The following is a 23,313-nucleotide window of genomic DNA, read 5'->3' on the forward strand; positions in this document are numbered from 1 at the left end:
GGCCTCGGCGGCGCGGAGGTCGTCCAGGTCGTCCAGGACCGACAGTTCGGCCACGATGGTGAACGCGGCCCGTTCGGTCAGGTCGCCCTCGAGCAGGGCGTGCCAGGTGGCGGGGAAGTTGTGGACCAGTTCGCAGGAGGTGTGGATCCGGCGGGTCGCGGCACCCCGGTGCAGGTTCAACACCAGGCCGATCTCGTCGGACACCGACCGCAGATCACCCGCGTGCCAGCGGCGTTCGCCGGGGGCGGCCTCACGGTCGCCGGGTTCGGGATACCGATGCCCAAGATCGGCCGACACCCCATGCAACACCCGATCGAACCCCGCGATCGCCTCGGCCTTCAACGCCGCCAGCCGGGCCTCGAGCCGGGTGATCGCATCCACCCGATCCAGCCAGCCGCCATCGGCCAGTTGCGTGGTGTCCTGGGAGACCACCGCGTCGTACAGAGCCGTACCGCCGGCCGGATCGTCCTCCACATCGAACCGGCCCAGAACGCCGTACTGCGCGATCGTGGCCGCTCCGATGCAGTCATCGGCCGCGCCCCGGCGTGCACGCACGGACGCATGCACCGGCGGGCGCACCGCCGCGCCGACCGGCTCCGAGACCACGTTTTGACTCATGGATCGAGCATATGTTCGACTACTCTCCGAATCAAATCGGCTACGCCTCGAGACGGAGGTCCTCAGATGAGCAGAAATCACGCTCCCCGGAGGCGGACGAGCAGGCGACACGAGCGGACACACTCACACCCGCCCGGCAGCAGCCCAACGCAGTACGGGCACCTTCAAACCGCCCGCACTATGCTTCACCGGGACAGCCCCCGTCCCCGAGGAGACAGCCGACATGGTCACGGCGATCGTTTTCATCAAGGCCGACGTCGCCCGGATCCCCGAGGTGGCCGAAAAGGTCGCGGCGATCGACGGCGTCAGCGAGGTGTACTCCGTGACCGGTGGGCTGGACCTGATCGCGATGGTCCGGGTCGCCCATCACGACGAGCTCGCCACGGTGATCCCGGATCATGTCAACCGCGTCCCCGGCGTACTGAGCACCGAGACGCATATCGCGTTCCGCACGTACTCCACGCACGACCTGGAGGCGGCCTTCAGCCTGGGCCAGGAGGACGGTGTCTGACAGCCGGATTCCGCGGCAGATTGACACGTGCTGAAGTTACGGTGAACCCATGAGCAACCCTCCCGCGGGCTGGTATCCGGACCCCACCGGACAGCCGAACACCATTCGCTGGTGGAGCGGGACGCAGTGGACCAACAAGACCCAAAAAGAGTCCGCTGAGACCAACCAGTCCTCCGCCCCCTCGGCCACCCAGATCACCTCCGCCGACCCGACTCCTCAGCCCGCCGTCCAGGAAACCGAGCCGACTCCGGCCACGGCTTCCGACACGGGTGCCGAGTCAGCCGGTACGTCGTCCGCGTCCGCCGGCGCGACACCAGCCTGGGGCGCGCCCAGCACAGCCGGGCAAGCCACCTCCCCGACCTCATCGACCGGAACGGACGCCTCGGTGAGCGCAGGCCAATGGACAGGCACGAGCGGCTCAACAGATTCAGGCGACTCAGCCGCAGCAGGTACGACGAAGGGCGCGGGCGACTCGGCTGCGGCGGGTGGGAGCGGGTGGGGCGCCTCGGACTCGTCGGCTGCTTCGGGCGACTCGAGTGGGTCGGGCGGTTCGTCGGCGCCGATCGCCTTTCCGCAGGTCGGCAACTTTGCGAAGGCGAGTGGATCCGGACAGTCCGGGCAGTTCTGGGGCCCAGACACCTTCCAGGACCCCACCGCCACGGCGACCAACGGCTCGTCGTCCGGTTCGTCGACGGGTGCGACCGCTGGCTCGACCGCGGCTGGTCAGGCTGCCAGCGACGCCGCCTCGGGCGAGACGATCAGTGCAGCCGAGAAGGCCAAGGCGACTTGGACCCAAACATCGGCGGCAGAAGAAGCCGGTTCCGGTCACTGGACACAGAAGCCGGTCCCCGAGTCGCCGCCCGAGCCGACCACCGCTGCGCCGACACCCGACAAGACCGCGGATCAACCTCCGCATCCGAGGCCGACCTTGACCTTGGCGAGCGGCTCCGTCCGCACGCCGAACACCAGAGCAGCCGAGTCCGCGAACCAGCCCGCAACTGAGGACCAAGCAGCGGGCGAATCCGCCGACCAGGCAACGGCTGCCGACGCCAGCCACCCATCGACCGCCGAGGCCGACCAACAGTCGGGCAGCGACACGGGCCAATCGAGTGCCGGCCAGGCATCAGAGTCCGATGCGGGCCAGGCCTGGGGCGGCAGCGCGAGCCAGGCGTCAGGGGTTGGTACAGACCAGGCGTCAGCGGCCGACGCGAATCAGGCATGGGGTGTCAGCGCAAGCCCGTCATGGGGTACCGGCGCAAACCAGGCCTGGATGCCAGGCGCAGGTCAGGCAACTGGGGCTGGTGTCGACCAGGCAGGGCGCGGTGAGGCCGGGGACCCGGCAGACGACCCGACCGTTGCCCACGGCTGGGCGGTGAACGGCGACCAGAACGCGACCACCACGCCGAACCGGTCCCAGGACCAACAGACCGGGGACGCGCAGGCTGCCGGCAACACGTCGGCCTGGGGCACGCAGGCTGCCGAGAACACGGTGACCTGGGGCAGGCAGACCGGCGCGGACACGCAGGCTGCCGGGGATGCCCAGGCTCCCGGGGATGTGCAGGGCGGGGATGCGCGGGCCGCCGGAGACGTACCGGGCGGGAATGCCCAGGCTCTCGGAGACGTGCCGGCCGGGGATCAGCAGAGCTGGGATTCGCAGGCCGACGGCGTACAAGACGCTGCTGGTACCTGGACGACGCATGGGCAGCCCACCCAATGGACGACCCATGGGCAGCCGACCCAGTGGGATAAGGCGGCGGGCCAAACCGAGGCCACTCAGCAATGGCAGACGTCCGGCAACCAGTGGGGTACGGGCGACCAGCAGACCGGCGCCGACCAGTGGAACGCATCGGCCGACCAGCAGGCCGGTAACGCCTGGCAGGCGGGCGCCGACCAAACCACGAGCAACGGTTGGCAAGCTGCGAACGACCAGACCGTGTCCAACGGCTGGGGGGCGTCCGGCGACCAGGCCGGTGCAGGAGACTCGCAGACCGCACCAGACCAGCAGGCTGGCTCCGGCCAATGGCCGGGCGGCGACGACCAGGCCGGCGTGAGCGGATGGCAAGCGGCCGCGGGCCAGTCGGGCACCGACCCATGGCAAGCCTCGGGCGACCAGTCGACCGCAAACGCCTGGCCGGCCAACGGCGCCGACCAGGCGGCGACGAACTCATGGCAAGCGACCGATAACCAGGCAGGCACGAATACCTGGCCAGCCAACGGCGAGCAGGCCGGTGCGACCACGTGGCCAGGCAACGGCGAGCAGGCTGGTACGACTAGCTGGCCGGCCAACGGTGAGCAGGCCGGTACGACTCCGTGGCAGGGCGGCGGTGAGCAGGCGGGTCAGGAAGCCTGGCAGGGCGGTGGGGCTCAGCAGACGGCCGGCCAGTGGCAAGCGGGTGGACCGCCGCCGCACGGTGGTGGGAAGCGGCAGAAGCCGGCCGACGGGGGCGGGAAGAGCGGTGGGCCGTCCAAGGCGATGATCGTGATCGCCGGTGCGGTCGGTCTGGTGTTGGTCGCGGTGGTCGGCGTGTTCTTCGTCGTCGGTCGTGGGGACGATCCAGAGGCGAAACCGAGTACCCCGGCGAGCAGCCAGCCCAGTGGCGCGACGTCGCCCGCACCGACCAGCGGTCCCCCGTCGAGCAATCCGACGAACCAGCCGTCGACGCCTGGCGGCCAGAACACCCTCCCTCCGGGCCAGTCGAAGAACCCCAAGCTGCACGAGGGCGCGCGGATCGCCTCCGACGCGATCTCGTTCCCCCGGCAGGGATCGCCGTGGTCCGATCGCAAGCGCCTGGTCCCGCAGCTGCAGAACTCCAGCGGCCAGTACGTCCTGCTGCAGGAGAACTTCGACGGCAAGAACGACTGGTACGCCGACGTGTTCGTCGGTGCACTCGGGACGTCGATCCTGTTCAACGGCGATCCGCAGGCGACGGCGTCGGAGCTGTCAGGCCAGCTTCCCGCCTCGCTGTACGGCAACATCCCGGTCAAGGTCGCAGCGCTGCGCAACGGCGCGGTGAAACGCTCCGGCAAGAACGGCTGGTACTACCAGCAGTCAGTCACGGCGACCAACCCCAAGGTCGCCGCAAGGGTGCTGACGCTGACCGTCGCGGTCTTCGACCTCGGCGATGGCACAGCCGTCGCTTACATCAGCGACATACCCACGAACCGGCCGGATCTGAGGACGGCCGAGAGCCAGGTCTACAAGGGAATCAACGTTGGCTGAGAACGAAACACCCCCACCGCCCCCGCGCGACCCGCCCCGGCACAGCGCACCCCCACAAAACCCGACGGATCCCACCTGGCCCGAGAGCTTCCACTCCTCCGCGGACGGCCCGTACGCCGACGCATCGTCCCCGGAGTCGCTGTCCGGCGGCACACCACCACCCCCGGACCCGCTGTCCGGTGCAGCAGAATCCCCGGACCCGCTGTCCGGCGGGGCACCACCCCCAGGGCCGCTAGCGGGCGGTACGCCGCCTGCGGACCCGTTGTCAGCGGACCCGTTGTCGGCGGATCTCCAGTTCCCGCCACCCTCGGTCCCACCGCGCCCGGCGCCCCTGCCCCCGGACCAGCTGACCGAGAGTCTGTCCTCGGATCGGTTGTCCGGGAGCCTTCCCTCGAGTTCGTCGTCTGGTGGTTCGCGTTCTACGGAGTCGGGGTCGGCCGATTCGTTGTCCGGAGACGCGTTGCTCGGGGACTTCTCCGCACCTGCACCGCCTCCGCCGCCACCACCGCAGCGCCCCCACGGCTCCGAAGCCGACCGGCCGTACCCGGGAAGCTCGCCCGGGGCCGCGGATCAGCCGTCAGCGGCTCGGTCACTCGCGGGCCAACCTTCCACGGGACAGGCACACGACGACCAGCCGTACGCGAGGGGGCCGGAGCAGGTTCGGTCGCCGCAACAGCAACCGCAGCAGCAGAAAGGGCCTGCGCAGCAACAAGCGGGCCAATGGCAACAACCCCAGCAGCGGCCTCCGCTCCCTTCCCAGCCGCAGCGGCCCGCGCAGGAGCAGCCAACGGGCCAGCAGTACGCGAGCCAGCAGCAACCGCCGCAGCAGCCAGCCGTGCCGACGCAGGGTCTCGCACGAGCCGATCAGTATCAGCGTCCGCCAGCACCGCAGCAGTCGAACGCTGAGCACGCGCAGCAGCTCCCGCCGACGCGGGCACAGCATGCTGGCCAGTCGCAGCAGCTCCAGGACGGGCAAGCGCAGCAGCCTGGGCAGGGGCAACAGTTTGGTCAGCAGCAGGCGCCGTATCGGGGGCAGCAGCCGCCAAGGACGTACGCCGACCAGCCGAGTCAGGCTGCGCAGACGCCGGGCCAGTGGTCGCCGCTGGGCCAGCAGCCTGGGCAGCAGCAGGCGCAAGAGCCTTGGTCGCAGGGCCGGCCGTCGCAGGGCCGGCCGTCGCAGGGCCGGCCGTCGCAGGGTCGGCCGGAGCAGCAGGGTCAGTGGTCTCAGCAGAACCCGCCGCAGGCAGGCATGTGGTCCCCGCAGAACCAGGGCCAAGCCGGGGCGCCGCAGAACCAGGGCCAGGCAGGAATGTGGGCAGTAGGCCCGAACCAGATGGGGCAGTCGGCGAGCGGCCGGCACAACCCAGGTCATGCTGGCGGTGGTCAACCAGGTGATGCTGGCGGTGGTCAGCAGGGCCTAGGTCGGCTGGGGGCGGGGCACGCTGCACAGCCCCGGCTCGGAGGAACGCCTCAACAGTCGAACCAATCCGGACAGCAGGCCAACGCGCAGTTCGGGCAGGGTCAGCAGGGCGCCGCGCAGCGCGGGCAGAGCCAGTACGGGCATGCGCAGGGCCCGCAGTGGGACGCGCAGTACGGGCAGGTCGGCTACGGGGCGGCTCAGTTCGGGTCGGGCGGGCCCGCGGACTCGCAGTACGGGCAGCGGCAGCGTGGCGAGGGTCGGTACGGGCAGGGAGAGGGTCAGTACGGGCAGGGGGAGGGTCGGTACGGGCAGGCAGAGGGCCCGTACGGGGTGTGGGAGGAGGGGCTGGAGTATGGGGTGACCTCCTCTCGGCGGAGGTTGCCGCCGGGTGATGGGCCGGGCGATGGGGGCGGTGGGTCCGGACGGTCGGATCGGCCGAGGTTGGTGGGGGCGTTGGCGCTGGTTGTAGTGGCGGTGTTGACCACGGTGCTCAGCGTCAACTGGATCTGGACCAAGGCGGATGCCGTTACTCCGGTCGACCTGCCGTCGGCCAAGGGGACGCCGCTGAAGACGATCAACCCGTCGGTCAAGCCGACTCCGACGCCGCCGCCGACCGGCAAGGTGGTCGGCAGCAAGATGATTGCCTTCAACAACGACACGATGCCGATGATGTCGTCGGCCTGGAGCGACAACGGCGAGAACACCGGCCTGCTCGGCGGCGCCGCGAGCTGGCTGACCGTGCACAAGAACTACGACGGCAAGACCGCCACCTGGGGCAACTACGTCGCGTTCGGCGGGCTGAACAAGAAGATCCCGTGGGTCAACACGCCCGCCGGGCGGAAGGAAGCGGCGGTCCAGGCGGCCAGCAACGCAATCGTCCGCCTGTACGACAAGGACGTGAAGATCATCGGCAAGGCCACCCACCGGGCGATCACGGTCGACGGCCACCCCGGTCACGAGCTGACCGCCAAGGTCGAGATCAAGGTGCCGAAGCTGAAGGAGACGTTCTCGACCGTCGTGGTCGCGGTGATCGACCGGGGCGACGGTACGGCGGACGTGGCGATCGCCGACATCGCCGGGTCGACACCGCAATGGCTCCCGGTCTGGCGGACGAAGGTGTCCCAGATCGAGTTCAGCAACTAGCCAAGACAGAAGAGCGCCCGCCTTCCCAAGAACAGGAAGGCGGGCGGTTTCAGCCGACAAGTGCTACGACCCGCGGACCTCGCCGCAAGCGTCAATCCACCGGTCCAGGGCAGCCTTCGCCGCGCCCGAGTCGATCGCCTCGGCGGCGCGGTCCATCCCGGCCCGGATCCGCGACACCAGCGGCCCCGTCGTCGCGTCGTACGCCGCGAGCGCGGCCCCGGCGTTCAGGAGGACGACGTCCCGGACCGGCCCGGTCTCGCCGTCCAGCAGTGCGCGGACGACCTTCGCGTTGTACGTCGCGTCGGCGCCCTTCAGGGATCCGGCCGGTACGGGTTCGATCCCGAGTTCGCGGGGATCCAGCGTCAACGGGCCCTCGACCGCACCACCGCTGATCGTCCACACCTGCGACGTCGTCATCGTGGTCAGCTCGTCCAGCCCGTCGTCGCCGTGGAAGACCAACGCGTCGATCCCGCGGCGCGCGAGTACGCCCGCCATCAACCCGGCGATCCGCCCGTCCCCGACACCCACAGCCTGCGCCGACGGGTTGCCGGGGTTCGCCAGCGGGCCGAGGAAGTTGAAGGTGGTCGGTACGCCGAGCTCCCGCCGCGGTACTGCGGCATGCCGGAGCGCCGGGTGAAACGCGGGGGCGAAGCAGAAGGTGATCCCGGCCTTCTCCCCCACCTCGGCCACCTGGGCGGCAGTCAGGTCGAGCGGGATGCCCAGCTCCTCCAGCACGTCGGCGGCACCGCAGGCCGAGGAGGCGGCGCGGTTGCCGTGCTTGAGGATCTTCGCGCCGGCACCGGCCGCGACGATCGCCGACATTGTGGAGATGTTCACCGTGTGGGCTTGGTCACCACCGGTGCCGACGACGTCGAGGGTGCGGCCGGTGACCCGGATCGGGGTGGCGAAGTCGCGCATCGTGGCGACCAGCCCCTCGACCTCGTCGACGGTCTCGCCCTTGGATCGCAGCGCGACCACGAAACCGGCCAGCTGGGCCGGCGAGGCCGCGCCGGACAGGATCTCCTCCATCGCCCACGCGGTCGCGGCGGAGTCCAGGTCCTCGTGCCGCAGCAACGGCGTGAGCACCTGCGGCCAACTGAAGGCGCCGGCCATGATCAGCTGGTCGCGGGCAGCGACGCGACCCGGCGACGGAGCAGGCCGGCGACGACCTCGGCCAGCTGGATCGGGTCGATCGGGTGCGACACCGCGGCCTCGGCGCGGGACCAGGTGGCCAGCCACGCGTCCTGTGGGCGGCCGGTGATCACCAGCGCCGGCGGGCAGTTGAAGATCTCGTCCTTGAGCTGCCGGGCGATCCCCATCCCACCGGCCGGCACCGCCTCGCCGTCCAGGATGGCCAGGTCGATCCCGCCCTTGTCCATGGTCTTGATCACGGCCGGCTCGGTCGCGCACTCGACGTACTCGAGCTCGGGCAGATCGGCCGCGGGCCGCTTGCCCAATGCCAGCCGGACCGACTCCCGCGTCGTACGGTCGTCGCTGTAGACCAGCACCTTGAGCGGACGCTCTGAACTCATCGATTCATCCAAGCTGTGTGTCGGTGACGAGTGGACATCGCGAATGCTACCGGGGCGGCTGTCTGCCGCGGCGAGCCTGTTCCTCCAACCGATCCAGCCGGCGGTCCTCCCGCCTCGCCTCACGCTGCGACTGCTTGACCCACTGGACGAACAGTACGGCGAAGAAGATCAGCCCGACGATGTCACCGGATCCCCAGAGCAGACCGCCCGCGATGTACTGGTCACGCAGCGGAGACGGCGGCCAGGATCGGCCGAAACTGGTGTACCAGTCCTCCGCGATCAGCCGGTTCGCGCTCATGATCGTGATGCCGAGGAACGCGTGGAACGGCAGGGTGAGGAAGGTCAGCAGCAGCCGGAACGGGTAGATCACCCGGCCCGGGACCGGATCGAGCCCGAGCAGCGGCCAGAAGAACAACGAGCCGACCAGGATGAAGTGCAGGTGCAGCAGATCGTGGAGCACCGCCGACCGCAGTGTGGCGTCGTACCAGCCGCTGAAGTAGAGGGCCCACGGGCTCAGCACGAAGAAGACGAAGCCCACCAGGGGGAAGCAGAGCACCTTTGCCACCCGCGAATGCAACACGGAGAGCAACCATCCGCGCGGCCGCTGCGGAAGGGTGCGCAGGGCAAGTGTCACCGGGGCGCCCAGCGCGAGCGCCAACGGGGTCAGCATCGACAGAACCATGTGCTGCGCCATGTGCACGCTGATCAGCACGGTGTCGTAGGTACCCAGCGCCGACTGGGTGGCGATCACCGCGCTGCCGAGGCCCAGGCCGACGAAGGAGAAAGTACGGCCGCGCGACCACGAATCACCGCGTGCCCGCAGCCGGTGCACGCCGTACAGATAGAGGCCGCCGACAACCATGATCACTGCCAGTAACACCGGCTCGAGGGTCCACGCCGTCAGCAACCGCAGTGGTGTGAACGGCTCGATCTGATCGCCGGGTCCGGCGTGGAGGGGAAGCACGCTTCCACAGTAGAAACGTGAAGTCGCCGACATGCATGGGGGTGGTCGTGCCACCGGACACCAGGACCGACATAATGACCGCGTGGCCACTGCAACCGCACTTCCAGCGTCCCGTGAGCACGGACTCCACGACCGTCCCAGCATGGTCAGTGTCGGCACGATCGTCTGGCTCTCGAGCGAACTCATGTTCTTCGCCGCCCTGTTCGCGGCGTACTTCACGATCCGGTCGGTGACGACCGCCGCCGCCGCACCCGGCACCGAGACGCTGTGGGCAGCCTCGACGGAGATGCTGAACGTGCCGTTCGCCTCGGTGAACACGTTCATCCTGGTGGCGTCTTCGTTCACCTGCCAGGCGGGCGTGTTCGCCGCCGAGCACGGCAAGGTCGGCCGGACCGGCTCGGCGGCGAACGTCCGGTCCTGGGGGATGCGTGAGTGGTTCATCCTCACGTACCTGATGGGCGCGGTCTTCATCGCCGGCCAGGTGACCGAGTACGCCGCCCTGATACACGAGGGCGTGTCGATCTCGTCGTCGCCGTACGGATCGGTCTTCTTCCTGACCACCGGGTTCCACGGTCTGCACGTGACCGGTGGCCTCATCGCTTTCGTGTACGTCCTCGCGAGGACCTACATGGCTCGTAAGTTCACCCACGAACAGGCCGTCTCGGCGATCGTCGTGTCGTACTACTGGCACTTCGTCGACGTGGTCTGGATCGCCCTGTTCGCGACCATCTACCTGCTCAAATGAGTGAGAAGAGACTTTCCTTGTCACCGGCGCGCTTCCTCTCTGCGCGACGACGGCACCGGTCAGCCGGCCTCGTCGTGCTCCTGTTCGGCCTCCTGGCAGTGGGTTCGGCGTACGCCGCCTTCGCCCCTGACAACGCGGTCGCGGACAACTCGGCCCAGTCGCAGCAGATCGAAGAGGGCAAGAAGCTCTTCGCGGTCGGCTGTGCCAGCTGCCACGGCCTGAACGCCGAGGGCGGCGGCACCGGTGAGGGCAAGATGGCCGGCCCGTCGCTGATCGGCGTCGGCGCCGCCGCGGTCGACTTCCAGGTCGGCACCGGCCGGATGCCCGCCCAGCAGCCGGGTGCTCAGATGCCTCGCAAGCCCCCCGTCTACACCCAGGCGGAGATCGAGGCGCTGGCCGCGTACGTCGCGTCGCTGGCGCCTGGTCCGGCGGTCCCGGCCGAGGAGGCGTATGACGTCAGCAAGGCCACCGACGAGCAGGTCACCCGCGGTGGCGAGCTGTTCCGGACGAACTGCACGGCGTGCCACAACTTCGCCGGCAAGGGCGGCGCGCTGCCGAACGGCCGCTACGCCCCGTCCCTGATGGGTGTCGACCCCAAGCACGCCTACGAGGCGATGCTCACCGGTCCGCAGCAGATGCCGGTCTTCTCCGACCAGGTGCTGCAGCCGGAGGACAAGCGCGACGTCATCGCCTACCTGAACGCGCTGCAGGAGCAGAAGGACCCGGGTGGCTTCGGCCTCGGCCGGCTCGGACCTGTGTCCGAGGGTCTGTGGGGCTGGCTGGTCGGCATCGGCGCGCTGGTCTGTGTGGCGATCTGGATCGGCGCCAAGGGCGTCAAGGCCAAGGGAGCGAAGGCAGAGTGAGCGAGGACCAGTCCAAGCTGCCCGCGGTGAGCGAGGCAGACGAGAAGGAACACGGCGCCGTGGTGGTGTCCGAGCCGATCCGGGACCCGGGGATCGAGCCGCACGAGCCGCGGATCACCGATATCGACCCGAAGGCGGCCGACCGGGTCGAGCGCCAGGTGTCGACGATGTTCGGGCTGGCCGCGCTGCTCACGGTGGGTTCCTGTGTCGCGTACTTCGCGATCCCGCGGGACGCCGAGCTCGTCTTCGGCCCGCTGTCCGGCAACGCGAACAACATGACGCTGGGCCTCACCCTCGGGCTGGCGCTGTTCCTGATCGGGGCCGGCGCGATCCAGTGGGCCAAGAAGCTGATGGTCGACGAGGAGATCGTCGAGTACCGGCATCCGGCGCACGCCACGCCGGAGCAGAAGGCCGACATCATCGAGGGCTACCAGCAGGGTGTCGAGGAGTCCGGGTTCACCCGGCGCAAGCTGATCAGCCGGTCCCTGATCGCCGCGATGGCGGCGCTCGGCCTGCCGACCATCATCTTCCTCCGCGACCTCGGCCCGCTGCCCGGCCGGAAGCTGTACACGACCATCTGGGCCAAGGGCATCCGGGTCGTCAACGACGTCACGCTGCGCCCGATCAAGCCGTCCGACCTGCAGGTCGGCCAGCTCGTCAACGCGGCGCCGGCGAACCTCGCTCCGATCGAGGAGGAGAGCCCGGTCGAGTACCAGAACGCCAAGGCCAAGGCCGCGGTGATCATCGTCCGGATCGCGCCGAACGAGATCCGTACGCCGGCCGGCCGGGAGAACTGGGGTATCGACGGCATCCTGTGCTACTCCAAGATCTGCACCCACGTCGGCTGCCCGATCTCGCTGTACGAGCAGACCACGCACCACGTGCTCTGCCCGTGCCACCAGTCGACCTTCGACCTGGCCGACGGAGCCAAGGTCATCTTCGGTCCTGCCGCCCGCCCGCTGCCTCAGCTACCGTTGGCAGTGGACGCGGAGGGCTACCTGGTCGCGCAAAGCGACTTCACCGAGCCGGTCGGCCCGAGCTTCTGGGAACGAGGGTGACATCAAGTGTCTGACAAGGATTTCCCCCCACCGGTCAAGTACCTCGATGACCGCCTCGGCATCGGGAAGATCGGCAAGAAGAACCTGCGCAAGGTGTTCCCGGACCACTGGTCCTTCATGCTCGGCGAGATCGCGCTCTACAGCTTCATCATCCTGATCCTCACCGGCATCTTCCTGACCTTCTGGTTCAAGCCGTCGATGGGCGACGTCCAGTACCAGGGCTCGTACAGCCTACTCAAGGGCCTGCACATGTCGGAGGCGTACGCCTCCACCCTGGACATCTCGTTCGACGTCCGCGGCGGTCTGCTGATGCGGCAGATCCACCACTGGGCCGCGGTGCTGTTCATCGCCGCGATGATGGTGCACCTGCTCCGCATCTTCTTCACCGGCGCCTTCCGCAAGCCCCGTGAGCTCAACTGGGTGATCGGCTTCACGATGCTGTTCCTCGGCATCATCGAGGGCTTCATCGGCTACGGTCTGCCGGACGACCTGCTCTCCGGTACGGGTCTGCGGATCACCCAGGGCATGATCGGCGCCTCCCCGGTGATCGGCACGTACCTGAACTTCTTCATCTTCGGTGGCGAGTTCCCGGGTGACGACATGGTCCCCCGCTTCTTCACCGTGCACGTGCTGCTCATCCCGGGCCTGATCCTGGCGCTGGTGACGGTGCACCTGTTCCTGGTCGTGTACCACAAGCACACGCAGTACCCGGGTCCCGGCCGGACCGAGAAGAACGTGGTCGGCTACCCGCTGATGCCGGTGTACATGGCCAAGGCCGGCGGCTTCTTCTTCGTCGTCTTCGGGATCACCGCGCTGATGGGCGCACTGCTCCAGATCAACCCGGTCTGGCTGTACGGCCCGTACAACCCGGCCGAAGTGACGGCGGGATCGCAGCCCGACTGGTACATGGGCTGGCTGGAAGGCTCGGTCCGAATAATGCCCGGCTTCGAGTCCCATTTCTGGGGCATCACGCTGAGCTGGAACCTGATCATCCCGGCCCTGCTGATACCACCCGCGTTCGTCACCCTGGTGGCCCTCTATCCGTTCATCGAGGAATGGATCACCGGCGACAAGCGCGAACACCACCTGCTGGACCGGCCGCGCAACATGCCGACCCGGACCGGTATCGGTGCCGCCTTCATCACCTTCTACGGCCTGCTCTGGGTCGGTGGTGGCAACGACCTGATCGCCACCCACTTCGGGGTCTCGCTGAACAACGTGACCTGGTTCCTCCGGTTCGCGGTGTTCCTCGGCCCGGTCCTGGCGTTCTGGCTGACCCGGCGGATCGCGATCTCGCTGCAGCGGGCCGACAACGACCGGATCCTGCACGGCCTGGAAACCGGTGTCATCATGCGGCTGCCGCACGGTGAGTACATCGAGAAGCACACCCCGATCGGGACGTACGAGGCGTACGAGCTGACTGCCCGGGAGCGCAAGCTGCCGCTCGAGATCGGGCCTGAGACCGACGACAACGGCGTCCGCGCCCCGCGTCGCGCCCTGAACAAGGTCCGCGCCGCGCTGTCCCGGTTCTACTTCGCCGACTCGGTGCAGAAGCCGACCCAGGACGAGATCGAGGAAGCCCACGCGCATGGTCACGGACCTGGTGACGAGCACGAGGAACTGACCGAGACAGAGACGTTCCACGAGGTCACCAAGCACTGACAACCCGCAGTACGACGAAGAGCCCCGGCCACTCAGCCGGGGCTCTTCGCGTTCTGCTCAGTTGGTGGTCCAGGGGCGGAGTTTTTCGGGGTTGCGGACCGTCCAGAGATGCTTGATGCGGTGGTCGGCGATTTCGAAGGCGAAGACTGCCACGGTGACGCCGTCCAGCTGGGCGATCAGACCGGGCTGACCGTTGACCGTGCGCTCCAGGAGCGTCAGGCCTGGTGCGTTGCGGGCGACATCGAGGGTAGCGTGCGCGATCTGTACGCCGCCTTCGATCGGGTGGAGCCTGGCGGGGGCCAGGCCGCCGCCGTCGGCGATCGCCGTCGCGTCGGGGTCGAGGAGGCCGATCAGGGCGTCGATGTCCTTGGCTTCCCAGGCCTGCTTGAAGTCCCTGACGATGCCGGCCTGCTCGGCCGTCGGAGTTGCGGGAGCCTGCGACGTACGGAGGCGGCGGCGGGCCGACGTGGCCAGCTGGCGACAGGCGGCCGGCGTACGGCCGACGATCTCGGCCACTTCGGCGAAGGGGTACCGGAACACGTCGTGCAGGATGAACGCGACCCGCTCGGCCGGGGTCATCGACTCGAGGACGACGAGGAAGGCCATGTTGACCGACTCGTCGAGGGTGACCCGGTCGGCCGGGTCGGCGCCCGGCCGGCCGCTGGCCCACTCCGTGCTCTCGGGCAGCGGCTCCGGGATCCACTCCCCCACGTAGCGCTCCCGCCGGACCCGCGCCGAGCCGAGCAGGTCGAGGCAGATGCGACTGGCGACCCGCGTCAGCCAGGCGCCCGGGCACTCGATGGCTTCCTGCTGTTCCCGGGACATGGCGTACCAGCGGGCGTACGTCTCCTGTACGACGTCCTCGGCCTCGGCCAGCGACCCGAGCAGCCGGTACGCGAGGTTGATCAGCTGACGCCGCTCGCTCATGATCGCGCTCAAGCTCGGATCGGGCCGACTCGGATCGGGCCGGCCGGGTCCCGGCTCGGATCGGGTGGTCATGGTGTGCCGACTCCCTTGGTCGCAGCTGTTCTCAGCTAGTCCGACGAGACAGCTCCCCGAAGTGTGAGGCCTCACGTTCCGCGGGGTTGTGTCGTCGTACCCGCTGAGACGACCACACCATCACACCGCCGTGAACCCTGGGCCGCCCGGTCAGGCGACGCGGGCGCGGGCGGCGTTGATGGTGGCCAGTAGGGCGTCGTCGGTGGGGGTCGGCTTGATACCGAAGGCAAGTGTTGCGGCCGACGAGTCGAGTACGAACGGCCGCTGCAGTTGGTACTGCGTCTCCCGGATCTCCTTCGCATCCTTGTTGAGGAGGCCCCCGAGCCACAGGACGGCGCCCGGCATCCGGCTCAACCGGGCAGCGGGGGCGCCGGCGAGTTCCGCAGTACGAGTGGCCAACGCCCGAACCGACAAGGGCGGCGCAGTCGGCACGTGCCACACGCGACCCCAAGAGTTTTCTTCGGCAGCAACCGCGATCAGCGTCCGGGCCACGTCGAGCGTGTCCGTCCAGCTGTGCGGAGCATCCAGATCGGCCGGGACCGAGGCTCGCTTGCCGGCCAGTACGGCGGGCAGCACGATCGATGTGAACACGGACACAGCGTCGGCACCGAGATAGTCCGACCCACGAACCTCGGCGGTACGGATACGCCCGGCCCGATGTGCTTCCAGGGCATCGGCCCACACGCGGGCCCGGACCGCACCCTTCACGGAGTTGGGCCGATCCGGCAGCTGCTCGGTCATCGGCCCTTCCACCGCACCGTACGGGTAGAGGTTTCCGGTGGTCATCAACACCGCTCCGCTCGCCTCGGCGGCCCGAATCAGCGCCGCACCCAGCGGCGGCCAGTCTGTCGCCCAGCGGTGGTAGGCCGGGCCACCGCAGCTGTACAGCGCAGCGGCCCCTTTGGTCTGCCGCGAGAGGGCATCAGCATCCGAGGCATCAACCGCGACCCGCTCGATGTTGGTGTGTTCGGGCCCTCCGCCGCTCCTCGTGAGCAGCCGGACCTCGTGTCCCTGATCCGCGAGTAGCAGGGCGGTTGCTTTGCCGATCGGACCAGCTCCGACGATCACCTGCAGTGGCATGGCGGATCAGTTCCTGTTCGATGTTCCGTACCGAGAACGGTGTTCTCTGTTGGCCACCCTACGACCGTCTTGAATCATCGTCAAGAACACCGTTCTCGAACCTGTCCCCCGTTCTCGATTGTGTGCGAGACTGCGACCATGTCTGCACCAACGTTGCGTGCCCGGGTCCGAGCCGAGATGACCGACGAGATCAAGGCGGTCGCACGGCGCCGGCTGGCGATGAACGGCGTGGCCGACCTGTCGCTGCGCGGCGTGGCCCGAGATCTCGACATCGTCGCCTCGGCCCTCTACCGGTACTTCCCCAGCCGCGATGCGCTGCTCACCGCCCTGCTCGTCGACGCCTACCAAGAGTTGGCCGAGGCAGCAGCCGATGCCGAGGCCGCCATCCCCCGCGACGATCTACGGGGACGCTGGCTCGCGATCGGTCGCGCGGTACGCACCTGGGCCCTGGCGAACCCGGCCGAGTACGGCCTGCTCTACGGCAACCCCATCCCCGGCTACGCCGCCCCCCAGGACACCGTCGAGCCGGCCTCCCAAGTGATCCTCCTGATGGTCACCATCCTCCGCGACGCGGCCACCCAGGGCACTCTGACACCCATACCCCGGACCGAGCTGCCCGACCCGGTCCGGGCAGACCTGCGCCGCCTGATCGACCAGCGAGCAGAAGACCTACCACCAGAACTCCTGGACAGCGCCCTCACCGGCTGGAGCCACCTGTTCGGCCTGGTCAGCTTCGAAGTCTTCGGCCGCCTGAACGACATGATCACCGCACGCCCCGACTACCTCGACCACCAAATGACCCTGATCGCAGACCTGGCCGGCCTACCCCCCGCGGAACTAGAGGGCTGAGGCCTTCTTGTATTGGCCCCAGGGCTCGTTCCAGTCGGTCCAGCCGTTGTTGGCATCCATCTTGCGGTTGGTGCCGGTGACGATGACGGGGTCGCCGCGGAGGGTCTGGGAGAAGTACCAGGCACCGTCCTTCAGGCTCATGCCGACGCAGCCATGGCTGACGTTCGCGCGGCCCTGGCTGCCGCCCGACCACGGGGCTCCGTGGATGAACTCGCCCGAGCTGGTCACCCGCTGGGCGTACTGGACGTCGTGGATGTCGTAGTACTCCGGATCGCCCGGCTGGATCCCGACCGTCCGGGCGTCCATCCGCTTGGTCCTGTACTTCTCCATGATCACCTTCACCCCGCTCCGGGTGGTGAAGCCGTCCTTGCCGGCCGTGATCGGGATCGTCCGGGCGAGCTTCCCGTCGATGGTGACCGTCATCTGGTGCTTCTTCACGTCGACCCGGGAGACCACCGACTTGCCGATGCTGAAGTCGATCTGCCGGCTCGAAGCGCCCCAGATGTTGCCGCCGGCGTTGACGCCCTGGGTGCCGATGAGGACGCTCACCTTGGTACCGGCGGGCCAGTAGTCCTTCGGGCGGTAGTTCACCTGCTTGCTGTTCACCCAGTGCCAGGTGCCCTCGACCGGGACCGAGGTCTTCACCGTCAGCCGCTTCTCGACGGCGGCGCGGTCGGTGACGGCGTAGTTCCAGTAGATCTGGATCGGCATCGCGACGCCGACGGTCTCGCCGTTGAGCGGGGCGACCGAGGCCTTCAGGTTCTTGCCCGCGGACAGGGTCCGGAAGGTGGAGCTGATCGGCACGCTCTTACCATCCGTGCCCTGCGCCGTACCCGTGATCGTGTACTTCGCTCCGGGCTTCAGCTGGTCAGCCGAGGTCCACTGGGACTTCGAGTCGTTGAACGTCCCGGAGACCTTGCCGCCGTCGTCGTCACGCAGCGACACGTCCTGGATCGTGCCGGCGCTGGTCGCGATCGTCACCGGCTTGTCCGGGCGGACCGACGAGGCGCCCTTGGCCGGGACGATGGAGACGTTGGCCGCAGCCGGGTCCGCCGTCGTCGGCGGCGTACTGGAGTCGCCGCCAGGTGTCGTCGAGGCCCCTGGGGTGGTGGACGTGGTCTGTGGCGTCCCCGATGGGGCGGCGTCCGCCGCATCGGTGTCGCTGCAAGCCGTGCCTACCAGCAGAATCGCGCAAACGCCCAGAACGCCCAGACCCCGCGCGACCAGACCACTTTTCCGTCCCGAACCACCGAACAACATCCCCAGAGCTCCCCTGTCAGCAATAACCGCCGAGCAAGGGTAACCCGCCCACGGACGAGCTAAGTTCCCCCGGCCCCGCATAAGACTCAGTCCCCCACGAAACTCAGTGCGCGTGGTCGCCGCGGTAGTACTCGAACACCCATCCGGACAGCGTGACGATGCCGATCCCGGTGCCGATGATGAACAGCCACCAGCCGAAGACGAGGCCCAGTACGACGACCGACAGGGTCAGCGCGCACCACAGCGGCCACCACGAGTACGGCGGGAAGAAGCCGAGCTCACCGGCTCCCTCGACGATCTCGGCTTCTTTGCGGTCCTCCGGCCGGGCGTCCATCCGGCGGCCGGTGACGCTCAGGTAGAACGCCACCAGCAGCGACAGGAAGAACGTCATCACCAGTGCGGTGGTGCCGGTCGGGTCCTCGGACATGAACCAGTAGATCGGGGTCACGATCAAGACGAACAGCGTCAGGATGCCGAAGACCCAGGCTTCGACCTTCATGCCTTACCCTCTCCGTCTGCACCGGTCGATCCGGCGACCACGTTGTGCTCCAGGTTCTCGACCCGGCCCTGGTCCTCGCCGGCGTCGAGCAGGTTGTCCCGCGGCGCACCGCTGTCGGCGTACTCCGCCATCGCGAGCTCCGGGTGGTGCAGGTCGAACGCCGGGCTCTCCGACCGGATCCGCGGCAGCCTGACGAAGTTGTGCCGCGGCGGCGGCGAACTCGTCGCCCACTCCAGCGACCGGCCCCAGCCCCACGGGTCGTCGACACCCACCAGCGGGTTCTTGCGCGACTTGTAGACGTTGTAGAAGAACGGCAGCATCGACAGGCCGAGGATGAAGGCGCCGATACTGGACACCTCGTTCAGCGTGGTGAAGCCCTCGTTCGCGCCGTACGACGCGTACCGCCGCGGCATCCCCTCGACGCCCAGCCAGTGCTGCACCAGGAACGTCGTGTGGAAGCCGATGAACAGCAGCCAGAAGTGCAGCTTGCCGAGACGTTCGTCCAGCATCCGGCCGGTCATCTTCGGCCACCAGAAGTAGAACCCGGCGAACATCGCGAACACCACCGTGCCGAAGACGACGTAGTGGAAGTGCGCGACCACGAAGTACGAGTCGGACAGCTGGTAGTCCAGCGCGGGCGAAGCCAGGATGACGCCGGTCAGACCGCCGAACAGAAAGGTGGTGAGGAACCCGATCGACCACAGCATCGGGGTGTCGAAGGACACCGAGCCGCCCCACATCGTGCCTATCCAGTTGAAGAACTTGACCCCGGTCGGTACGGCGATCAGGAACGTCATGAACGAGAAGAACGGCAGGTTCACCGCGCCCGTCACGAACATGTGGTGCGCCCACACCGCCACCGACAGCACCGCGATCCACAGGGTCGCGCCGACCAGGCCGATGTAACCGAAGATCGGCTTCCGGCTGAACACCGGCAGGATCTCGGTGATGATGCCGAAGAACGGCAACGCGATGATGTAGACCTCTGGATGCCCGAAGAACCAGAACAGGTGTTGCCACAGCAGTGGCCCGCCGTTCGCGGCATCGAAGACGTGAGCCCCTAGGGCTCGATCCGCCTCCAGCATCAGCAGCGCGCCGGCCAGGATCGGGAAGGCGATCAGGACGAGGATCGAAGTCACCAGGATGTTCCAGGTGAAGATCGGCATCCGGAACATCGTCATACCGGGGGCGCGCATGGTGATGATCGTGGTGACGAAGTTGACCGCACCCAGGATGGTGCCCAGACCGGCCATCCACAGACCCATGATCCACAGGTCACCGCCGACGCCCGGCGAGCGAACCGCGTTCGACAGCGGAGCGTAGGCGAACCAGCCGAAGTCGGCCGCGCCGCCCGGGGTGAAAAAGCCACTGATGGTGATCAGGCCACCGAACAGGAACAGCCAGAAGCTGAACATGTTCAGCCGCGGGAACGCCACGTCGGGCGCGCCGATCTGCACCGGCATGATCACGTTCGCGAAGCCGACGAACAGCGGCGTCGCGAACAGCAGCAGCATGATCGTGCCGTGCATCGTGAAGAGCTGGTTGTAGACCTCTTCGTTCACGATCTGCAGACCCGGCTTGGCCAGCTCGGCCCGGATCAGCAGCGCCATCACGCCGCCGATCAGGAAGAACGCGAACGACGTGATCAGGTACAGGTGACCGATCAGTTTGTGGTCGGTGGTGGTCAGCCACTTGACCGCTATCTGGCCCTTGCTCCGGCGCCTCGGCAGCGCCGTCGTCGCCGCACCGATGACACCAGTGCGTTCGGCGATGTCGGTCACTTCTCGCCCTCCCCGTGGCCCGGAATGGTGGTCGCGTCCTGGCCACCGGTCGCGGCGCCGGTCTGGCCCCTGTCGGCCAGATCCCGCAGGTGCGCCTGGTACTCATCGGCGGTGACCACCTTGACGGTGAACACCATCCGGCTGTGGTAGAGACCGCACAGCTCCGCGCACTTACCCGCGAAGGTGCCGGTCTTGGTCGGGGTCAGCTCGAGCTTGTTCGTCCGGCCCGGGATGACGTCCAGCTTGAAGTAGAACGACGGCACCCAGAACGAGTGGATGACGTCCGGCGAGGTCAGGTCGAAATGCACCGACTCGTTCACCGGCAGCCAGAGCTCGGCCGGCTGGTCCAGGGTGCCGGTCTCCCAGACACCCTCCTCACCGTTGACCGTCTCGTGGTAGTTGAAGGTCCACTGCCACTGCTGGCCCACCACGTTGATGGTGTGCTGCGGGCTGTCGGACATCGCGGTGATCCTGTTGCCGTTCTCCACCGTGTAGAAGAACAGCACGCCGATGATCGCGAACGGCGCCAGCGTGTAGAGGACCTCCAGCGGCAGGTTGTACCGGGTCTGCCGCGGCGCCTCCTCATTGCGCCGGCGGTACCGCACGACGGCGTACAGGATCAGGCCCCAGACCATCACCCCGACGACCAGCGCGGCGATCCAGGCGCCGATCCACAGACTCCGGACGGCCTCGGTGCGGTCCGAGGCGCCCTCGGGCAGACCAAGTCGTTTCCACTGCGCATTGGTCTCGGCCGAGCAGCCGGCCAGCAACAACGTGCCGACCACTGCTGCGGGGACCAGCAGCCGTTTCGAACCCACGGGGCGCCTTTCCCTTCCCAGGTGAGACTGACGACAGAACACTACTGGACACCATCCGGCTTCCTGCGCACAGGTAGGGCTTAGCGTTTCCCGTGTGAACCACCGTGCGTACCTGGATGCCGCGACGGCCGAAGAACTCCACCCTGCCGCAAGGGAAGTGTTGCTGCAGGCACTGGATTCCGGGTGGGCGGATCCGGCCCGCCTGCACCACGAGGGACGGACCGCGCGGTTACTGCTGGACAACGCCCGAGCGGTCCTCGCAGAGGCGGTCGGCGTACGCCCGGACGAGCTCTACCTGACAACCTCCGGCACGGCCGCGATCCACACCGGTCTGGCCGCCCTGACGGCCGCGCGACGCCGGATCGGGACCACTGTGGTCCACTCCGCGGTCGAGCACTCCGCCGTTCTGCACGCCGCTGCGGCAGCCGGTACGACGACCGAGGTCGGTGTGGACTCCTCCGGCCGGGTCGATCTGGATGCCTTCGCGACCGCAGTACAGGCGGACGGTGTGGCCCTGGCAACCCTGCAGTCGGCAAATCACGAGGTGGGGACACGTCAGCCGATCGCCCGGGCGAGTGAGATCTGCGCCACGGCCGGGGTTCCCCTTTTGGTGGATGCGGCGGCTTCGGTGGGGCATGAGGACGTCCCCGCCGGTTGGTCCGCGTTGACGGCGAGCGCTCACAAATGGGGTGGACCGGCCGGAGTCGGGCTCCTCGCAGTACGGAAAGGCACCCGTCTGGCGTCCGCGTGGCCCGTGGACGAGCGGGAGGACGGCCTCTCCCCCGGCTACCCGAACCTCCCCGCGGCCCTCGCCGCCGCAGCCGCGTTGCAGGCCCGGCTCCGGGAAGCGGCCGAGCTGGACAAGCAGCACCGCGCCTGGATCGCCGAACTCCGCCAGCGCCTCGCCGCCGACATCGAGGATGTGGAAGTCGTCGGCGACCCGGACGACCGGCTCCCGCACATCCTCACGTTCTCCTGCCTGTACGTCGACGGTGAGGCGCTCGTCACCGCGCTGGACGCCGAAGGGTTCTCCGTGTCGAGCGGTTCAGCCTGTACTGCGAGCACGCTGCGCCCGTCCCACGTACTCGCGGCGATGGGGGTGCTCACGCACGGCAACGTCCGGGTATCCCTCGCTCGGACGTCCACCTACGATGAGGTGGACCGGTTCGCCACCGTGCTGCCGGGACTGGTCCGGCGGATCCGCGCGGAGGTGGGGATGTGACCACGCTCGACTGTCGCGGCATGCTCTGCCCACTCCCCGTGATCAGGCTGGCCCAGGCGTTCCCCGACCTCGCCGTCGGCGACACGATCACGGTCCTCGCCGACGACCCGGCGGCCGCCACCGACATCCCCGCGTGGTGCCGCATGCGCTCCCAGGAACTAGTCTCCGCCGCCGACAACCAGTACGTCGTACGCAAGCTCGCCTAAATCCGTTGGCGCCCCGGCAGACGCATTGGTTCCTGAGCGGAAGGCCGCCGGGTTACGTTCGGGTGCGTGATCACCGCTGAACGCATCGCCGTCCTGACCGGCGCAGGGATCTCGACCGCGTCGGGCATCCCGGACTTCCGCGGCCCTCAGGGGTTGTGGACGAAGAACCCGGCGGCGCAGGCGATGTTCGACATCGACGAGTACGTCGCGTCGCGCGCAGTACGGGTGGAAGCGTGGAAGCACCGCCTGGCCGCACCCGCCTGGACCGCCGAGCCGAACGCCGGCCACCGGGCCCTGGTCGACCTCGAACGCCAGGGCCGCCTCACCGGCCTGATCACCCAGAACGTCGACGGCCTGCACCAGAAGGCCGGCTCCAAGAACGTCCTCGAACTCCACGGCACCGTCTGGTACGTCGACTGCCTCGACTGCGCCCGCCGGATCCCGATGGCCGACGTCCTCCCCCGCCTCGAATCCGGCGACGAGGACCCCGCCTGCGAAACCTGCGGCGGCATCCTCAAATCCGCCACCGTCTCCTTCGGCCAGAACCTCGACCCCACCACCCTGGACGCCGCCGTAGCCGCCACCCAGTCCTGCGACCTCTTCCTCGCCATCGGCACCTCCCTCCAGGTCTACCCAGCCGCCGGCCTCTGCGACCTAGCCCTCAACGCAGGCAAACCCCTGATAATCCTCAACGCCGACCCCACCCCCTACGACGACCAGGCAACCCAACTCCACCACACCCCGATCGAAACCACCCTCCCCAAGCTCTTCACCTGACCCGACAAATCGGCAGCGACAACCTCGACAAATCGGCAACGCAACTGTCGACAGATTCGCAGCGGCTGGCGTGCAGATGGACAGGA

22 protein-coding genes are annotated in these 23,313 nt (G+C 68.3%); 11 read left to right on the forward strand and 11 right to left on the reverse strand.

What is annotated here, in order from left to right; genetic code table 11:
- Nucleotides 1–618, reverse strand: a 618-nt coding sequence (locus tag EV643_RS30815) for a hypothetical protein (protein WP_202869839.1), incomplete at its 3' end; no start/stop codon positions are given.
- Between the two features lie 223 nt (nucleotides 619–841).
- Here EV643_RS30815 and EV643_RS30820 point away from each other — a divergent pair.
- Both EV643_RS30820 and EV643_RS30825 read left to right on the forward strand, forming a co-directional pair.
- A complete protein-coding gene (locus EV643_RS30820; protein ID WP_133803694.1) occupies nucleotides 842–1,129 on the forward strand; it encodes an Lrp/AsnC family transcriptional regulator in 288 nt (95 codons plus the stop codon).
- A 49-nt stretch (nucleotides 1,130–1,178) separates the two neighbouring features.
- A complete protein-coding gene (locus EV643_RS30825) occupies nucleotides 1,179–4,349 on the forward strand; it encodes a DUF2510 domain-containing protein (RefSeq protein ID WP_133803695.1) in 3,171 nt (1,056 codons plus the stop codon).
- Between the two features lie 589 nt (nucleotides 4,350–4,938).
- Here the strand turns inward: EV643_RS30825 and EV643_RS30830 are convergent.
- On the reverse strand, nucleotides 4,939–5,484 hold the full coding sequence (locus EV643_RS30830) for a hypothetical protein (RefSeq protein ID WP_133803696.1): 546 nt from the start codon (nucleotides 5,482–5,484) through the stop codon (nucleotides 4,939–4,941).
- Nucleotides 5,485–5,598: 114 nt separating this feature from the next.
- Between EV643_RS30830 and EV643_RS46000 the strand changes: the two genes are divergently transcribed.
- Nucleotides 5,599–6,912 (forward strand): hypothetical protein, encoded by a 1,314-nt coding sequence (locus tag EV643_RS46000; RefSeq protein ID WP_238165904.1) that lies wholly within the window; start codon nucleotides 5,599–5,601, stop codon nucleotides 6,910–6,912.
- Nucleotides 6,913–6,975: 63 nt separating this feature from the next.
- Here EV643_RS46000 and trpD read toward each other — a convergent pair whose 3' ends face one another.
- The 3 genes from trpD to EV643_RS30850 are packed head-to-tail and all read right to left on the reverse strand — an operon-like array spanning nucleotide 6,976 to nucleotide 9,408.
- On the reverse strand, nucleotides 6,976–8,025 hold the full coding sequence (gene trpD / locus EV643_RS30840; RefSeq protein WP_133803697.1) for an anthranilate phosphoribosyltransferase: 1,050 nt from the start codon (nucleotides 8,023–8,025) through the stop codon (nucleotides 6,976–6,978).
- Nucleotides 8,026–8,027: 2 nt separating this feature from the next.
- Nucleotides 8,028–8,444, reverse strand: coding sequence for an Rv3143 family two-component system response regulator (locus EV643_RS30845; RefSeq protein WP_133803698.1), 417 nt, complete (start codon nucleotides 8,442–8,444; stop codon nucleotides 8,028–8,030).
- 46 nt (nucleotides 8,445–8,490) lie between these two features.
- Complete coding sequence (locus tag EV643_RS30850) at nucleotides 8,491–9,408, reverse strand: cytochrome c oxidase assembly protein (RefSeq protein ID WP_133803699.1); 918 nt, start codon at nucleotides 9,406–9,408, stop codon at nucleotides 8,491–8,493.
- An 82-nt stretch (nucleotides 9,409–9,490) separates the two neighbouring features.
- On the opposite strand from EV643_RS30850, the gene ctaE reads away from it, so the two are divergent.
- The 4 genes from ctaE to qcrB are packed head-to-tail and all read left to right on the forward strand — an operon-like array spanning nucleotide 9,491 to nucleotide 13,736.
- Complete coding sequence (ctaE, locus tag EV643_RS30855; RefSeq protein ID WP_166665637.1) at nucleotides 9,491–10,153, forward strand: aa3-type cytochrome oxidase subunit III; 663 nt, start codon at nucleotides 9,491–9,493, stop codon at nucleotides 10,151–10,153.
- Nucleotides 10,150–11,016 carry a cytochrome bc1 complex diheme cytochrome c subunit gene (gene qcrC, locus EV643_RS30860; protein WP_133803700.1) on the forward strand — a complete coding sequence of 289 codons (867 nt, stop codon included), beginning with the start codon at nucleotides 10,150–10,152 and terminating at the stop codon, nucleotides 11,014–11,016. The genes ctaE and qcrC overlap by 4 nt, the downstream gene beginning before the upstream one ends.
- Before the next feature lie 59 nt (nucleotides 11,017–11,075).
- The gene (qcrA, locus tag EV643_RS30865) at nucleotides 11,076–12,074 is read left to right on the forward strand and encodes a cytochrome bc1 complex Rieske iron-sulfur subunit (RefSeq protein WP_370452409.1); all 999 of its coding nucleotides are present in this window, start codon (nucleotides 11,076–11,078) and stop codon (nucleotides 12,072–12,074) included.
- Between the two features lie 6 nt (nucleotides 12,075–12,080).
- Nucleotides 12,081–13,736 carry a cytochrome bc1 complex cytochrome b subunit gene (gene qcrB / locus EV643_RS30870; RefSeq protein ID WP_133803702.1) on the forward strand — a complete coding sequence of 552 codons (1,656 nt, stop codon included), beginning with the start codon at nucleotides 12,081–12,083 and terminating at the stop codon, nucleotides 13,734–13,736.
- Between the two features lie 57 nt (nucleotides 13,737–13,793).
- Here qcrB and sigJ read toward each other — a convergent pair whose 3' ends face one another.
- A complete protein-coding gene (sigJ, locus tag EV643_RS30875) occupies nucleotides 13,794–14,735 on the reverse strand; it encodes an RNA polymerase sigma factor SigJ (protein ID WP_133803703.1) in 942 nt (313 codons plus the stop codon).
- Nucleotides 14,736–14,885: 150 nt separating this feature from the next.
- A complete protein-coding gene (locus tag EV643_RS30880) occupies nucleotides 14,886–15,815 on the reverse strand; it encodes an NAD-dependent epimerase/dehydratase family protein (RefSeq protein ID WP_133803704.1) in 930 nt (309 codons plus the stop codon).
- A 138-nt stretch (nucleotides 15,816–15,953) separates the two neighbouring features.
- On the opposite strand from EV643_RS30880, the gene EV643_RS30885 reads away from it, so the two are divergent.
- Nucleotides 15,954–16,664 carry a TetR/AcrR family transcriptional regulator gene (locus EV643_RS30885; protein ID WP_133803705.1) on the forward strand — a complete coding sequence of 237 codons (711 nt, stop codon included), beginning with the start codon at nucleotides 15,954–15,956 and terminating at the stop codon, nucleotides 16,662–16,664.
- Here the strand turns inward: EV643_RS30885 and EV643_RS30890 are convergent.
- The 4 genes from EV643_RS30890 to ctaC all read right to left on the reverse strand — a co-directional run bounded on the left by EV643_RS30890 (nucleotide 16,653) and on the right by ctaC (nucleotide 21,022).
- A complete protein-coding gene (locus EV643_RS30890; protein ID WP_238165905.1) occupies nucleotides 16,653–17,924 on the reverse strand; it encodes a L,D-transpeptidase in 1,272 nt (423 codons plus the stop codon). The two genes, EV643_RS30885 and EV643_RS30890, sit on opposite strands and share 12 nt — an antisense overlap.
- 103 nt (nucleotides 17,925–18,027) lie before the next feature.
- Nucleotides 18,028–18,423 (reverse strand): cytochrome c oxidase subunit 4, encoded by a 396-nt coding sequence (locus EV643_RS30895; RefSeq protein WP_133803706.1) that lies wholly within the window; start codon nucleotides 18,421–18,423, stop codon nucleotides 18,028–18,030.
- On the reverse strand, nucleotides 18,420–20,204 hold the full coding sequence (ctaD, locus tag EV643_RS30900; protein WP_133803707.1) for an aa3-type cytochrome oxidase subunit I: 1,785 nt from the start codon (nucleotides 20,202–20,204) through the stop codon (nucleotides 18,420–18,422). Before ctaD ends, EV643_RS30895 begins: the two co-directional genes overlap by 4 nt.
- Nucleotides 20,201–21,022 carry an aa3-type cytochrome oxidase subunit II gene (gene ctaC / locus EV643_RS30905; protein ID WP_238165906.1) on the reverse strand — a complete coding sequence of 274 codons (822 nt, stop codon included), beginning with the start codon at nucleotides 21,020–21,022 and terminating at the stop codon, nucleotides 20,201–20,203. Before ctaC ends, ctaD begins: the two co-directional genes overlap by 4 nt.
- A gap of 94 nt (nucleotides 21,023–21,116) precedes the next feature.
- On the opposite strand from ctaC, the gene EV643_RS30910 reads away from it, so the two are divergent.
- The 3 genes from EV643_RS30910 (at nucleotide 21,117) to EV643_RS30920 (ending at nucleotide 23,227) form a co-directional block, all read left to right on the forward strand.
- Nucleotides 21,117–22,244, forward strand: coding sequence for a cysteine desulfurase family protein (locus EV643_RS30910; protein WP_133803709.1), 1,128 nt, complete (start codon nucleotides 21,117–21,119; stop codon nucleotides 22,242–22,244).
- Nucleotides 22,241–22,450 (forward strand): sulfurtransferase TusA family protein, encoded by a 210-nt coding sequence (locus tag EV643_RS30915; protein ID WP_238165907.1) that lies wholly within the window; start codon nucleotides 22,241–22,243, stop codon nucleotides 22,448–22,450. Before EV643_RS30910 ends, EV643_RS30915 begins: the two co-directional genes overlap by 4 nt.
- A 66-nt stretch (nucleotides 22,451–22,516) precedes the next feature.
- A complete protein-coding gene (locus EV643_RS30920) occupies nucleotides 22,517–23,227 on the forward strand; it encodes an SIR2 family NAD-dependent protein deacylase (RefSeq protein ID WP_133803710.1) in 711 nt (236 codons plus the stop codon).
- The last annotated feature ends 86 nt before the right edge of the window (nucleotides 23,228–23,313 follow it).

This window comes from Kribbella caucasensis, from assembly GCF_004361855.1.
GTDB classification, from domain to species: Bacteria; Actinomycetota; Actinomycetes; order Propionibacteriales; family Kribbellaceae; genus Kribbella; species Kribbella caucasensis.

Coding starts and splice junctions, on each gene's coding strand:
- EV643_RS30820 (WP_133803694.1), top strand. CDS start 842: ATGGTCACGGCGATCGTTTTCATCAAGGCCGACGTCGCCCGGATCCCC.
- EV643_RS30825 (WP_133803695.1), top strand. CDS start 1,179: ATGAGCAACCCTCCCGCGGGCTGGTATCCGGACCCCACCGGACAGCCG.
- EV643_RS46000 (WP_238165904.1), top strand. CDS start 5,599: ATGTGGTCCCCGCAGAACCAGGGCCAAGCCGGGGCGCCGCAGAACCAG.
- trpD (WP_133803697.1), bottom strand. CDS start 8,025: ATGGCCGGCGCCTTCAGTTGGCCGCAGGTGCTCACGCCGTTGCTGCGG.
- EV643_RS30845 (WP_133803698.1), bottom strand. CDS start 8,444: ATGAGTTCAGAGCGTCCGCTCAAGGTGCTGGTCTACAGCGACGACCGT.
- qcrC (WP_133803700.1), top strand. CDS start 10,150: ATGAGTGAGAAGAGACTTTCCTTGTCACCGGCGCGCTTCCTCTCTGCG.
- sigJ (WP_133803703.1), bottom strand. CDS start 14,735: ATGACCACCCGATCCGAGCCGGGACCCGGCCGGCCCGATCCGAGTCGG.
- EV643_RS30880 (WP_133803704.1), bottom strand. CDS start 15,815: ATGCCACTGCAGGTGATCGTCGGAGCTGGTCCGATCGGCAAAGCAACC.
- EV643_RS30885 (WP_133803705.1), top strand. CDS start 15,954: ATGTCTGCACCAACGTTGCGTGCCCGGGTCCGAGCCGAGATGACCGAC.
- EV643_RS30890 (WP_238165905.1), bottom strand. CDS start 17,924: ATGTTGTTCGGTGGTTCGGGACGGAAAAGTGGTCTGGTCGCGCGGGGT.
- EV643_RS30895 (WP_133803706.1), bottom strand. CDS start 18,423: ATGAAGGTCGAAGCCTGGGTCTTCGGCATCCTGACGCTGTTCGTCTTG.